We start from the raw sequence: 14,331 nt of genomic DNA, 5'->3' as shown, positions 1-14,331 counted from the left end.
CCGGGGGTCGCGGGTTCGAGTCCCGTCCACTCCGCCAATATCAAAAAAAGCAGCCATCGGCTGCTTTTTTGCATTCCCATTCGATATCCTCTGCCCCCAAGCCAGCCAGCGATACGATGCTCATGGTCGTGAAAACCATGTGCATGCAGCCCACCCCAATAGACAGGGGCATGCAAGTCCAGCAGGAGTGTGTAAATAATCCGCCATTTACGCAAAAAACCCGGCATTGCCGGGTTCTATCGTGTCGCGCCAAATTACACCGCCAGCAGTTTAACCACTAGCGGCTGTGGTTGATGGCTCAGTTCAATCCTTGCGCATGACCAGCCAAAGCTGCATGGCAATGACGCCGACAAAAAATACTGCCACCCAGAACGGCATGGCCTGGCCCAGGAAAGTCCAATCCACTTTGGCACATTCACCACTCCCCTTGAATACCTTGGAAAGCACATCCCATAGCGGTGAGGTTTCCATCAGATAGTCCAGCCCAGGTCCGCAGGCCGGCACCTGGTCTTCCGGCAAACTCTGCAACCACAGCTGCCGCACGGAAACCGCTCCACCCGCCAGTGCAGCCAGCACACCAAGCCCGGCCCACAGGCGATAGCCGCCACGACCGGGATTATGCAGGGCTGCCAACAGAGCAATCAGGCCGACGGTAATAACACCAACGCGCTGGAAAATGCACAACGGGCAAGGCTCCAGCAGCAAAACATACTGCGAATACAGGGCAAAGCCCATGGCTGCGGCACATCCGGCAGCCACCAGAAAGAACCCTTGTCGGCGCGATAAACGAATACTCACAACATCCCCTTGTTTATGTTTTGGGCTGAAATACGAAAGCTCTGAGATTTTGCTACAGACTCAAAGTTCCAGAAATTGTTTGATGGCTTCGCGCTGATTCAGCGCATCCTTGTAACCAAGCGCAATCAGGGCACGACAATATCCCGGCTCAAACAGCAAATAAGTCGCCAGCGTCATACCACGCTGGCGCGTGCCACCCGCCCCCTTCATCAGGAAGCGCAATACTGGCGGAAACTGGTGTGCATACTGGTAGGCAATGCTTTCCAGTGATTTACTGGGGTTCAACATGAAAATGTCCACTTGCTTGAGGCTGGTTTGCGAGCACAGCTCCTGATGCCCTTCCAGCAATGACACCGTGTGATTCACCCGTAACAAGCGCTCCATATCCATCGACATGCTGTCGATGAACACACTATTGAGCAGGTGGCCGAATATTTGCGCCGGGCTTGGCGCCAGGCCGGTCGTACGGCGCTCGACCCCTTGCGGTCGCTGGCTGCTCAAACCCACGATAAACAGCTTTTCCGCCCCCAAATGCAAGGCTGGCGACAAGGGCGCCATCTGCCGAATGGCACCATCGCAATAATGCAGCTTGCCGATCTGGGTCGAGGGAAAGATCAGCGGAATGGCGGAAGTCGCCATCAGATGATCCAGCGAGATTCTCTCGCGCACACCCATGCGCTGATGACGCGACCACTCATTGATATTGGACTGCCCCTCAAAAAAGGTCACCGACATGCCGGTGCTGAAGCAGGATGCCGTCAGCGCCAGTGCCTGCAGGGCATTCTGTTCCAGTGAATCCTGAATACCGTCCAGCGGCATGGTACGAGCCAGAAAATCGCGCAATGGCGCATTATCCAGAAAGCTGCGCGGATTACGCCAGCCGCGGCCACCCGTAGCGATGGAAATGCCAAAATGGAAAAAGGTCTTGAGAAAATAACTTAGGCTGGCATCGTAGACGTTATTGATGTGCAATTGCTTCCACATCTGCGCCAGATAGCGCACCGCCTGGCGATAATTGCCCGCCCCGGCAGCCACTGCCACGGCATTGATGGCTCCGGCCGAAGTACCACAGATAATGGGAAAGGGATTGCGTTCCGGCTCCGGCAGCAAACGTGAAATGGCCAGCAATACACCCGCCTGATAGGCGGCACGGGCGCCGCCTCCCGACAGCACCAGACCGATCTTGCTCTTCCCCGCCATCTTGCACCTCGCTGTGGATGCATTAGTTGTTGTTATAGGCATAGCCGGAAAACGGCTGCTCTGACAAGCAGCCGCATCACACCAGCCTTAGTCCTCGCCCGCCACGGTCATCGACTCGATCAACACCGAACCCATGACTTTGCCACCTCGTGACAAGGTATCCGTACCGACCGCCACCATGTGCTGGAACATTTCACGCAGATTGCCTGCGATGGTGATTTCCTCCACCGGATAGGCGATCACACCATTTTCCACCCAGAAGCCGGCCGCGCCGCGTGAATAATCGCCGGTCACGGTATTGATGCCATGCCCCAGCAGTTCGGTGACCAGCAGACCCGTCCCCACCTGCAGCAACAACTCGTCAAAGCTCTCGCCCGTGCTGTGCACCAGCAGATTATGCGGGCCGCCAGCATTGCCGGTTGTCTGCAAACCGAGCTTGCGTGCCGAGTAACTGGCCAGCATATAGCCCTGCAATACCCCCTGATCAACCAGCCGTCGCGCCGAGGTTTCCACCCCTTCACTATCAAAGGCACCGCTCGACATGCCACGCAGCACAAAGGGATCTTCATCCACCGTGATATTGGGATGGAAAATCTGCTGCCCCTGGCAATCCAGCAAGAAAGAAGACTTGCGGTACAAATTACCACCACTGATCGCCGACACCAGATGACCCAGCAAGGAGGCCGCCACTGGCGCCTCGAATAGTACCGGGTACTGTCCGGTCTTCACCCGGCGGGCCGACAACCGACGCACAGCCCGCTCGCCCGCGATACGGCCGATCTTGAGCGGATCATCCAGATCAGCCGGATGACGTGCGGCCGAGTACCAGTAATCACGCTGCATCGAGCCGCCCTCTTCCGCGACGACTGCCGCAGAAATGCTGTGACGGCTGCCGGGATAACCCGCCAGAAAACCATGGCTGTTGGCATAGATGAAATGACTGGCTTGTGCGGATACCGAAGCGCCTTCCGAATTACGGATGCGTGCATCCACTGCCCTGGCAGCATCTTCACACTGGCGCGCCAGCTCGATCGCCTGCTCCACCGGCAGATTCCACGGGTGGAACAAGTCAAGATCGGGAAAATCGGTGGCCAGCAACTGCCGGTCCGCCAGCCCGGAACACTCGTCCTCGGCCGTAAAGCGTGCGATATCCAGCGCAGCCTTCACCGTATCCTGCAGAGCGGCTTCGGAAAAATCAGAGGTACTGGCATGGCCCTTTTTTTGGCCCAGGTAAACGGTGACCGACACCCCCTTATCCTGGTTGTACTCGATGGTTTCCACCTCGCCCAGACGCACGCTGACCGTCTGTCCCAGGCCTTCGGAAACATCCGTTTCCGCGGCAGAAGCCCCATGCTGTTGCGCCAGTTCCAGTACACGACTGGCGATGCCTGCTAATACGTCTTTGCTGAAACTGAATGTGTTGTCTGCCAATGTCTTATCTACCATGATGTATTTTGCCTTGCCGATGCGGCGGTGCAGCCGGCCACCACCGCCTCCGACGTGTTTGCACGGGAAGCGACACGTCTTTTCCGGTATCATACCAGCCTTGAAAACCGTAGAGACTTTTGAACGATGACTGATTACCAGGACGACAGCCTGCCTGACGGCATGATCAGCAAGTCCCAGCGCAAGCGCGACATGGACGCGCTGCAGGATCTGGGCAAGGAGCTGGTCGAACTCTCCAAGGATACGCTGAAGAAAATGCAGCTGCCGGAGGATTTGCTGACTGCCATTCTGGACTACAAACGCTTTACCGCCCATGGCGCACTGCGCCGCCAGTTGCAGTACATCGGCAAACTGATGCGCGACATCGACGCAGAACCGATCCGCCAATACCTGCTGGTGATCAAGGGCGAATCGTCCGAGCACATTGCCTGGCAGCATTTGCTGGAACGCTGGCGTGAACGCCTGATGAGCGATGACAAGATGTCAGCCGCCTTCATCAACGACTTCCCCGGCACCGATCCGCAACAGCTGCGCACGCTGATTCGCAATGCCCGCAAGGAACAGGCCGAGAACAAGCCGCCCAAATCCTTCCGCCTGCTGTTCCAGCTGATCAAGCAAGCCATCCCCGAGCCGGGCAAACCGCGAGCCCAGCAAGATGAGCAAGCAAACGAATACGGAGAAGACGAGTAATGCTGAAGATAGGCCTGGTTTCGGTTTCGGATCGCGCCAGTAGCGGCGTATACCAGGATCAGGGCATTCCTGCCCTGCAAGACTGGCTGACTCAGGCGCTGGCCAGCCCGTTCGCCACGGTTACCCGACTGATTCCGGACGAACAGGCAGAGATTGAAGCCACGCTGCGTCACTTGGTGGACGAGGAAGGCTGTCATCTGGTGCTGACAACCGGCGGCACCGGTCCGGCTCCGCGCGATGTCACCCCCGATGCCACCCTGGCAGTGGCCGACCGTGAAATGCCCGGCTTCGGCGAACAAATGCGCCAGATCAGCCTGCGCTTTGTGCCGACGGCCATCCTGTCGCGCCAGGTCGGCGTCATTCGCAACAGCTCGCTGATTCTCAATCTTCCCGGCCAGCCCAAGGCGATCAAGGAAACCCTGGAAGGACTGAAGAGCGAGCAGGGCGAAACTCTGGTACCCGGCATTTTTGCGGCCGTCCCCTACTGCCTCGACCTGATCGGCGGCCCTTATGTCGAAACCGTGCCGCAGATCGTCAAGGCATTCCGCCCCAAGTCGGCACAAAAACCTGCCTCAGCCTGATGTCCTACCGTGCTCCGGCATGGCTGCCAGACGGCCACAGCCAAACCATCTGGCCAGCACTGCTGCTGCGCACGCCACGGCCACCCTATCGGCGCGAGCAGTGGCCGACCCCGGACGGGGCCAGCATTGCACTGGATTTTGTCGATGGCCGGCCCGGTAGCCCGCTGGTCGTGCTGTTTCATGGTCTGGAAGGCAGTAGCGACAGCCACTACGCCCGCGCCCTGATGCAGGCGGTGGCTGCACGCGGCTGGCATGGCGTGGTGCCACACTTTCGCGGCTGCGGCGGCATGGACAATCCCTTGCCACGCGCCTACCACGCCGGCGATGCCGCCGAAATCCGCTGGATACTGCAGCGGCTGGCACTGCGCTATCCGCTGATGGCAGTCGCTGCGGTATCGCTGGGGGGCAGCATGCTGCTGAACTATCTGGCCGAAGAAGGCCCGTCGGCCCTGCCCCGTGCCGCAGCCGCGATCTCGGCCCCGCTGGATCTGGTCGCCGCCAGCACCCGGCTTGACCGTGGCTTGGGCAGGCTGCTGTATACCCGCATGTTCATGAATACCCTCAAGCCCAAGGCACTGGCCACCCTGCGCCAGCATCCGGGCCTGTTCGATGCCAGCCGGGTGCGCCGCGCCCGCACCTTTGTCGAATTTGATGATGTCGTCACCGCACCGCTGCATGGTTATGGAACGGCACTCAATTACTGGCAACGCGCCAGCAGCAAGCCACGTCTGCGCCAGATCAGCTGCCCAACGCTGATACTGAATGCCCGCAACGACCCTTTCTTGCCGGCATCAGCCCTGCCTACCACAGCCGATGTAAGCCCGGCCGTAGTGCTGGACTTTCCGCAGCATGGTGGCCATGTCGGCTTTGTCAGCGGCCGCTTCCCAGGCAACATCCACTGGCTGCCACAGCGTCTGCTCGACTTCTTCCTGCCCTATCTGCAAAACAGCAGCGGCCAAGCAGATCCGGTAGCCAAACCTTAGCGTCACCCGACTCAGCTCGACGGCACCGACAGACAGGCCGCTGCGGCATGATTGCCAAAGCCGGCACAGTTCTGCATGATGTCCGTTTTGGCTGAACGCATTACCACAGGCTTACAGAATGTCCGACATCCTCAATACCATCGTCGCCACCAAGCATCAGGAAGTGTCCGCTGCCCTGCAAACCCGCCCGCTGGCCGAAGTACGCCGCGCAGCCGAACTGCGTGCTACCGACAAACGCGACTTTGTCGCCGCCATCCGCGCCAAGCATGTATTGGGTCAGCCGGCGGTAATTGCCGAAATCAAGAAAGCCAGCCCGAGCAAGGGTGTGATTCGTGCCGACTTCGACCCGGCAGCCATTGCCGCCAGCTATGCGGCTGCCGGTGCAGCCTGCCTGTCAGTACTGACCGACCAGCAATATTTCCAGGGCGATGCCGCCTATCTGGAAGCTGCCCGCGCCGCCTGCCATTTGCCGGTGCTGCGCAAGGATTTCATGGTTGACGAATATCAGCTATATGAAGCCCGCGCCATGGGTGGCGACTGCATCCTGCTGATTGCCGCTGCCCTGCCGCTGGCCCAGATGCGCGATTTCGAAGCCCTGTCACGCGAACTGGGCATGGCCGTGCTGGTGGAGGTCCACAATGAAGAAGAACTGGAACAGGCACTGCAGCTGGATACCGAGCTGATCGGCGTCAACAATCGCAATCTGCGCACTTTTGAAGTCAGCCTGACCACCACGCTCAAGCTGCTGCCCGGCATCAGCAATGGCCGCATCGCGGTAACCGAAAGCGGCATTCTTAGCGCCGATGACGTGCGCCTGATGCGCAGCCATCAGGTACACAGCTTCCTGGTGGGCGAAGCCTTCATGCGTCAGGACGACCCTGGTGCAGCCCTTGCCGGACTGTTCTTTCCGCAAAACTGAAACTTGTCATCCACGTGGATGGCAATAGCAAAACGGCCACCCAAGCGGTGGCCGTTTTGTATTCCAGTACCTGGTTTCAATAATCAGCACCCAGATAAATATAGCCGCTGAGTTTGCCATTCTTGGCATTGCCCACCCCCAGAAAGAATGGGCCAAAAATGGTATCAGCCGCTAGAAACACCGAACCGGCGGGAATCCATTGCGTTGTGTGGCCATCGAAGGGATTGCCCCACACCCGCCCCACTTCGCCCGACACCCCGGCATACAGACCGCTGCCCAAGGCCGATGGCAGCGATGATGCACGCCAGTACACCATCAGTCGTGACAAGGCCACCTTCTCGCCCAGCAACTCGCCAGCCTGATAGCCGGTCAGATTGAGGAAGCCGCCCAGCGACTCCAGCCGGTAGTCATCCGGCTTGCGATTGACAATGCCACGCGCCTTGCCTGTCAGCCGGAAGGTCAGATCACCAAAGGTTTTCACCCCTTCCACCACTGCATCATAGTCACGGCTGGCGGTATAACTGCCCATGGCCGGCAAGGACGAAGTCAGCACGGCATTCATGAAATACCCTGATCGCGGCCAGCGTGGATTGTCAAACTGATCGAACACCAGTTTGCCGCGAACCCCGGCGTAGCTGTGATTGACCGTGCCATTCAGCAAAGAGGAGTCACCCAGCGACAGATAGCTTTCCACCCGCGAATCAAACAGCCCAAGTCGCAATTCACCGTAACGCCCCAGCACCGTACCGACATCGGCATTGAACATGGTGATATCGTTGCTCACTTCGGCATATTTGATGTGATTGTCATCGTAGAATGACAAGGGCTGCTGGTGATAACTGAGCGACGCCGCTGCAAACAAGGGACTGTCATACGACCAGGGCTGGTACAGCTCGGTCTTGAACAGCTTGTCCTTGCCGATGACCATCTCGTTCCGCCACGAGCCACCCGCCGGGTTCAGCCAGTTACGCTGGTGGGAGGCCAGAAAGCTGAAGTTGGAATCGCCTGGTGTCGAGCTGTTGAGGCTCAGGCCGAAATGGACGGTATTGGGACCAATATTCTTTTCCAGTGGCATCACGGTCATGATGTTGTGGCCATTACGGGAGTCGATGGCGTAACTCAGCTGATCATAATCACCAGCAGCAAACAGCTCGCGCAGCTTTTCGCGTACATCGCTCACCGTCTGCCCGCCCTTCATGTCGGCCACACTGTTGGCCAGCCCATCAACATTGACAAAGCGACTGTCGGATTTGACCTGGATATCATCCACCACCGGATAGGGCGGCAGCTTCAAGCGCTCGCGCCAGGCGGCATAACGCTCGGCACTCACCGAAAAGCGGCGCAGTGCCTGCTCCTGAGCCATTGCCGCCGCATTGCCACGCTGAATGATGGCCTGGTTTTCCACGAAATCGGCAGCGCTATAACCTTTCAGGTCGGGTCGGATCAGCACATCATCCGCTTGCAGCAAGGCCATCTGCTCCTTGACGTTACGGCTGACCATCAGATTGGAGGTCTGTGCCACCACGTCAAACAGGCTGTTGATCTGGTCCTTGCTTAAAGGCGGCGTGCCGACATCCACCACGATCAGGTGCTGCGCGCATTGCCGCGCATCCTGAATCGGCAGGTTACGCGCCAGGCCACCATCCACCAGCAGCCGGCCATCGGTTTCCACCAGATCGAACAGACCGGGCACGGCCATGCTTGCGCGCAAGGCCTGGGCCAGCGGCCCCTTGTCAAACACGACCGCCTCGCCATTGGCGAGATCAGTGGCCACCGCCCGGAAAGGAATAGGCAGTTTTTCGAAGGTATCCAACTGGCGGTCGCGGGTCAGCTTGCGGATGAACATCTCGATTTCCTGCGAATTGATGGCACTGCGCGGCACCCGCAGCTGCCCGTCCTGCAGGCCAAAAGTCACATCGAGATAGTTTTTGTAATCATCACGCTTCTTGTCATAGGGAATATCTGTGCGCGGCAGACGCCCGGACAGCATCTGATCCCAGTTGGCATCACGGAAATCGGCTGCCATCTGATCCAGATCCAGTCCATTGGCATACATGCCGCCAACCAGTGCGCCCGCGCTGGTACCGGCAATGCAGCGGATGGGAATATGCAGACGCTGCAGCTCGCGCAGCACCCCCAGGTGGGCAAAGCCGCGCGCGCCACCGCCGCCCAGCACCACGCCCACCCCTTCGTCCGCAGCCAGTTCGAATGCACGGACCTGCGGCGCAGTGAGCAAGATGGGCAGCACCAGAATCAGCAGTTTCAGCGAAATTTTCAAAATTCTTTTTGTAGCAGGATGCATATTCAGTAAAAAACGGAAATTTACTATTTCACCTAAGCTGCACGGTGACGTAAGATATAGTGTCATACATTCGACAAAACATAGAGCCCCATAAAGCTTAAGGCACAATGTTCGATTTTAAATCTCTGGTCAGTTCCCTGCTCACAAAAAACTCCCTGGCAACCGGTATCGCCCAATCGGCGACCTTGCTGGTGAGAGATTTGCCGCAGGCTGAATACTTTACTGCCCTGGTTGAAATCATCAAGGCCGTCTCCAAAATAAACGCGGATACCGATATCCCGTTGAAGGAGCGCATCAAGACCCTGGTCTACGTCGACGACAAGGCCCACAACATTCATCACCAGCTGTGCCAGGACTTTCTGGCCGCAGTACCCGGCAGCAAAAACTATCTCCCTACCATTCTGGCCTTCTGGCACGAACTGGCCAATGCCTACCAGATTTGCCTGCGCCTGTATCAGGCCTCGCCCAACAATGCCATGGAAGCCGATATCCGGCTGATCACCGCGCGTGGCCTTCATCACCAGATGCGGCTGATCGCCTGGAATTCACTGCGCTATCTGAAACCGGAAGGCTCGGTCTGGCAACAAGGCTTCCGCTTCTACATGCAGGCAGAAGATGCCGGGGTTGCCCGTACCCCGCTGATGCTGTACCCCGACTCCTCGGTGGAAGTCAGCTGCGAACAGCTGCTATTGCAAGGCTGCATGCTGTATCTGGCACAGACCGACAATATGCTGCACCGTGAGATCATCGCGGTCGACCAGATGATGATGCCGCTAAGCCAGGGCATACGCCTGGAAAAACAGCCGCCGGCACAAGAGCCGGTCTTCGTCATCAACCTGAGCATGCCGGAGCACCCACAGCCATTGCTGCGTGGCATGGCCGGCAAATGGCTGCGCTACTGGTCCACCAGCGATCTGACCAGCCGCCTGGCCGACCTGATGTTCGACCTCGACCGTGCCATTCCCGCCTCGCTCAGGGCACTTGAGGCCAAGCTGGAACGGGAAGAATGGCTGGCCTTGTGCGAAAAACTGGCCATCCGCTGGTCTGATGATGGCGGCAAATCGCTACGCAAATCCGAGCGCTCGCTGCACAGCTCGAACGCCCAGGTCACCATCGGCTTCGAGCGGGCAGCCTTTACCGTCAAGATTCAGGACATCGAAAACAACCAGAACACGCCGTCCCAGGAGTGGAAAGTCAACGACATCAGCAGCAGCGGCATGGGGCTGACCTTCGTCGGCAAGAGTTTGGAACAACTGGCTATCGGTCGCCTGATACTGGTAAAAACCGAGAGCCACCCCTTGCTGCTGGGTGCCATTCGCCGCATCCTGCGCCAGCAGAATGGCACCAAGGTCGGCATAGAAATTCTGGGACAAAGCCCAGTCGGGGTATCGCTGAGCGACCCTGCAGGCAATCGTGACCAGCCGGTCACCGCGATTTACATTACCCAACCGAACTCGCGCAAGAGCCAGCGCTGGTTCCTGATGCCCAAACAGCTGGCCGAGCCCGGACGTGAGCAGATTCTCACCGCACAGGGCAAGTCCTACCTGATCCGTCTGAAAAACCCGCAGCAGGAGTTTGAGGATTGCTGCAATAGCGATTTCGACACCCTGTCCAAGGTGGACTGAGGGCGAAGCCACGCAGTCCACCTTGCTGCACCTGCAGCGCCACCAGGCACAGCAAACAAAAACGCCCGCAATCGCGGGCGTTTTGACGAACAGGCAACAGCCTTACAGCACTTCAATGATGCCGGCAGCACCCATGCCAGTACCGATACACATGGTGACCATGCCATAGCCTTGCTGACCGGCATTACGCATGCCATGTACCAGCGTAGCGGTACGGATGGCACCGGTAGCACCCAGCGGATGACCCAGCGCAATCGCGCCACCATGCGGATTGATTTTGCTGGTATCCAGCTCCAGATCACGGGTCACGGCCAAGGCCTGTGCGGCAAAGGCTTCGTTCAGCTCGATCCACTTCAGCTCATCCTGGGTAATGCCAGCCTGCTGGCAAGCGGCCGGGATGGCTTCCTTGGGACCAATACCCATGATTTCCGGCGGCACACCCTTGACCGCAAAGGTCACATAGCGCGCCAGCGGCACCAGGTTGAACTCCTTGAGCACACGCTCGGACACCAGGATCACCGCACCGGCACCATCGGACATTTGCGAAGAGTTACCGGCAGTCACCGAGCCCTTGGCATCAAACACGGTTTTCAGCTTGGCCAAGCCTTCCAGCGTGGTTTCGCGGCGCGGACCTTCGTCGGTATCCAGCAGCTTGGTCTTGCTGATGACTTCGCCTGTTTCCAGGTTCGGCGTACGATAGGTCACTTCCAGCGGGGTGATTTCGCTCTTGAAAGCACCGGAATCAATGGCGGCGATGGCACGGCGATGCGATTCGACAGCAAAGGCATCCTGATCTTCGCGCGACACACCCCATTGCTGGGCCACTTTTTCTGCAGTCAGACCCATGCCATAGGCGATGGCAAAGTTTTCGTCTTTGGCAAAGATTTCCGGGTTCAGCGATACCTTATTACCCATCATCGGCACCAGCGACATCGACTCGGCACCGGCAGCAATCACCACGTCAGCCTCACCCAGACGGATGCGGTCTGCCGCCATCTGTACGGCATTGATGCCGGACGAGCAGTAACGGTTGATGGTGATACCGCCAACGGTATTGGGCAGACCAGCCAGCAGCACGCCGATACGCGCCATGTTCAGGCCCTGCTCCGCTTCCGGGAAGGCACAACCCACCACGCAGTCGGAAATCAGCTTGGGGTCCAGCGTCGGCACCTGGGCCAGCGCGCCGCTAATCACATGCGCCAGCATGTCATCCGGGCGCACATGACGCATCATGCCACGCGGTGCCTTGCCCACCGGGGTACGGGTGGCTGCGACGATATAGGCTTCCTGTACTTGCTTAACCATTTTTTCAATCTCCTGGCAGCCGACGGCTCCGCCCCTCGCGGCCGTCGGTCTGATGCATTGTTTCGTATTAGTTGCGCAGCGGTTTGCCGGTGGTGAGCATATTGGCAATGCGATCCTGGGTTTTGGAATTTTGCAGCAAGGTCATGAAGGCCTTGCGTTCCAGATCTAGAATCCACTGCTCGTTCACCAGCGTACCGGCCTCAACATCACCACCAGTCATGACATCGGCGATTTGCGAAGCAATGAAGAAGTCATGCTGGGAGATGAAATTGCCTTCCAGCATATTGATCAGCGAGCCCTTGATCGAGGCGGCACCAGAACGGCCAGCCACCGGGAAGCCCTTCACCTTCAGCGGCGGGCGATAACCGGATTCGGCCATGGCCAGCGCTTGTTGCTTGGCGACATACAGCAGCTCGTAAGCATTGAATACCACCGGATCGCCCTTGCGGAAGAAACCGATTTCCTGCGCTTCCTGACCACTGGTCGCCACTTTGGCAGTGGCAACCGCCATGAAGTAGTCCTTCAGCGCGGCCAGCACATCACCCTTGGCTTCCTGTGCGGCACGCAGGGCAAACTCCTTGCAGCCACCACCGCCCGGCAACAGGCCGACACCCACTTCCACCAGACCAACGTAGGACTCCAGCGCGGCCACAGTCTTGTCGCAGTGCATGGCAAACTCGCAGCCACCGCCGAAGACATAGCCCTGGGTTGCAGCGACAGTCGGCACCTGGCTATAGCGCAGGCGCATCGAGGTATCCTGGAAACGGCGCACCGTGGTATCGATGGCAGCCCAGTCGCCAGTCATGAAGGCCGGCAACATGGATTGCAGGTCGGCACCAACCGAGAACGGCTCTTCGGTCTGCCAGATCACCAGACCCTTGAAACGGTCTTCGGCAATATCCAGCGACTTGTTAAGGCCATCAATCACATCCGGGCCAATCGCGTGTGCCTTGGATTTGAACGACACCACCAGAATTTCATCACCGGTAGTGAAGGCACGCACGCCATCATTCTCGAATACAGTTTCACCCAACGGGGCCGAAGCTTCGCCCAGTACACGGGCAGGTGCCAGTTGACGCTGGTACACGTCCAGTGTCGAGCGGCCTACCAGATTCTGTCCGGCAGCATTGTAGGAGCCACTGGCAAAGTGCACGCCAGCACGATCGGCCTGCAAGGCCCAATCCGGCAGTGCGGCCGCGGACAAGGTCTTGCCAGCCTTGATGTCTTCATCAATCCACTGTGCCAGCTGTTGCCAACCGGCAGCTTGCCAGGTTTCGAAGGGACCTACCGACCAGCCAAAGCCCCAGCGAATGGCAAAGTCCACATCACGGGCGCAGTTGGCAATATCCGCCAGATGGTAGGAGATGTAATGGAATACATCGCGGAAGCAAGCCCACAGGAACTGTGCTTGCGGATGTTCGCTGGCGCGCAGCTGACGGAATTTTTCCGCCGGATCAGCAATCTTCAGGATGTCCTTGACCGCGTCATCACCCTTCTGACCGGCACCAACATAATCGCCCGCGGCAGCATCAAAGACGAACATTTTTTTGCCGTCTTTCTTGTAGATGCCCACCTTGCTCTTGGCACCCAGTGCACCGGCGGCAATCAGCTTCTGCAACCATTCCGGCGACTTGAACAGGCCATGCCACGGATCACCCGGCAGGGTGTCGTCCATGGTTTTCACTACATGCGAGAAGGTGTCCAGACCCACGACGTCGGCCGTGCGGAAGGTGGCGGATTTGGGACGACCGAGGCGCGGGCCGGTCAGGTCATCGACAATATCAAAACGGATGCCGAATTTTTCGGCATTGGCAATGGTCGCCAGCATGGAGAACACACCGATGCGGTTGGCGACAAAGTTCGGGGTATCCTTGGCACGTACCACGCCCTTACCCAGGGTGGTCACCAGGAAGCGCTCCAGATTATCCAGAATGCCCGCATCCGACATTACGCACGGGATGATCTCGACCAGATGCATGTAACGCGGCGGGTTGAAGAAGTGCACACCGCAGAAACGCGGGCGCACCGAATCAGGACAGCTCTCGGCCAGCTTGTTGATCGACAGACCGGAAGTGTTGGTAGCAAAAATGGTGTGTTCGCCCAGATGAGGCGCCACCTTGTGATACAGATCCGCCTTCCAGTCCATGCGCTCGGCAATGGCTTCGATGACGATATCGCAATCCTTCAGCAGGTGCAGATGATCTTCGTAATTGGCCGGCTCGATATAGCCAACGGCATCCTTGTTGGATAGCGGTGACGGCTTGAGCTTTTTTAGGCCTTCCAGGGCCTTGAGCACGATGCCGTTTTTATTACCTTCTTTAGCCGGCAGGTCGAACAGAATGGTCGACACCTTGGCATTGACCAGATGAGCGGCAATCTGCGCGCCCATCACGCCAGCACCCAGCACCGCCACTTTGCGTACGTTGAACTTGGTTTGAGACATGGTTTCCTCGTTATGTTGAAACTCATCAATCATGGGGCA

At 58.3% G+C, this 14,331-nt stretch carries 11 protein-coding genes; 5 read left to right on the top strand and 6 right to left on the bottom strand.

Annotation, left to right across the window (positions count from 1 at the left end):
* Positions 1 to 303 precede the first annotated feature (303 nt).
* The 3 genes from EAY64_RS19355 to pmbA form a co-directional block, all read right to left on the bottom strand.
* Entirely contained in the window at positions 304 to 798 is a 495-nt protein-coding gene (locus tag EAY64_RS19355) for a disulfide bond formation protein B (RefSeq protein WP_226034274.1), read from the bottom strand.
* A 60-nt stretch (positions 799 to 858) separates the two neighbouring features.
* The gene (locus EAY64_RS19350) at positions 859 to 1,998 is read right to left on the bottom strand and encodes a patatin-like phospholipase family protein (protein WP_103526339.1); all 1,140 of its coding nucleotides are present in this window, start codon (positions 1,996 to 1,998) and stop codon (positions 859 to 861) included.
* An 87-nt stretch (positions 1,999 to 2,085) separates the two neighbouring features.
* On the bottom strand, positions 2,086 to 3,444 hold the full coding sequence (gene pmbA / locus EAY64_RS19345; protein ID WP_199734496.1) for a metalloprotease PmbA: 1,359 nt from the start codon (positions 3,442 to 3,444) through the stop codon (positions 2,086 to 2,088).
* 126 nt (positions 3,445 to 3,570) lie between these two features.
* On the opposite strand from pmbA, the gene yjgA reads away from it, so the two are divergent.
* The 4 genes from yjgA (at position 3,571) to trpC (ending at position 6,617) form a co-directional block, all read left to right on the top strand.
* A complete protein-coding gene (gene yjgA / locus EAY64_RS19340) occupies positions 3,571 to 4,134 on the top strand; it encodes a ribosome biogenesis factor YjgA (RefSeq protein ID WP_103526338.1) in 564 nt (187 codons plus the stop codon).
* A complete protein-coding gene (mog, locus tag EAY64_RS19335) occupies positions 4,134 to 4,715 on the top strand; it encodes a molybdopterin adenylyltransferase (protein WP_103526337.1) in 582 nt (193 codons plus the stop codon). The genes yjgA and mog overlap by 1 nt, the downstream gene beginning before the upstream one ends.
* Positions 4,715 to 5,698: a YheT family hydrolase gene (locus tag EAY64_RS19330; RefSeq protein WP_103526336.1), complete on the top strand. Its 984-nt coding sequence runs from the start codon at positions 4,715 to 4,717 to the stop codon at positions 5,696 to 5,698. The genes mog and EAY64_RS19330 overlap by 1 nt, the downstream gene beginning before the upstream one ends.
* 118 nt (positions 5,699 to 5,816) lie before the next feature.
* Positions 5,817 to 6,617 (top strand): indole-3-glycerol phosphate synthase TrpC, encoded by an 801-nt coding sequence (gene trpC / locus EAY64_RS19325; RefSeq protein WP_103526335.1) that lies wholly within the window; start codon positions 5,817 to 5,819, stop codon positions 6,615 to 6,617.
* Between the two features lie 76 nt (positions 6,618 to 6,693).
* On the opposite strand, the gene EAY64_RS19320 is transcribed toward trpC, so the two are convergent.
* Complete coding sequence (locus EAY64_RS19320) at positions 6,694 to 8,895, bottom strand: patatin-like phospholipase family protein (protein ID WP_158604738.1); 2,202 nt, start codon at positions 8,893 to 8,895, stop codon at positions 6,694 to 6,696.
* Between the two features lie 215 nt (positions 8,896 to 9,110).
* On the opposite strand from EAY64_RS19320, the gene EAY64_RS19315 reads away from it, so the two are divergent.
* Positions 9,111 to 10,544 (top strand): cyclic-di-GMP receptor FimW-related protein, encoded by a 1,434-nt coding sequence (locus EAY64_RS19315; RefSeq protein ID WP_226034273.1) that lies wholly within the window; start codon positions 9,111 to 9,113, stop codon positions 10,542 to 10,544.
* Between the two features lie 102 nt (positions 10,545 to 10,646).
* On the opposite strand, the gene EAY64_RS19310 is transcribed toward EAY64_RS19315, so the two are convergent.
* Positions 10,647 to 11,849, bottom strand: a complete 1,203-nt coding sequence (locus tag EAY64_RS19310) for an acetyl-CoA C-acyltransferase (RefSeq protein ID WP_103526332.1) — start codon at positions 11,847 to 11,849, stop codon at positions 10,647 to 10,649.
* A gap of 67 nt (positions 11,850 to 11,916) precedes the next feature.
* Positions 11,917 to 14,292, bottom strand: coding sequence for a 3-hydroxyacyl-CoA dehydrogenase/enoyl-CoA hydratase family protein (locus EAY64_RS19305; RefSeq protein ID WP_103526342.1), 2,376 nt, complete (start codon positions 14,290 to 14,292; stop codon positions 11,917 to 11,919).
* Between the last annotated feature and the right edge of the window lie 39 nt (positions 14,293 to 14,331).

Origin of the sequence: Aquitalea palustris, from assembly GCF_003693445.1 — a bacterium.
Taxonomy (GTDB): domain Bacteria; phylum Pseudomonadota; class Gammaproteobacteria; order Burkholderiales; family Chromobacteriaceae; genus Aquitalea; species Aquitalea palustris.
This window is presented reverse-complemented; position numbering and strand designations above follow the sequence as displayed.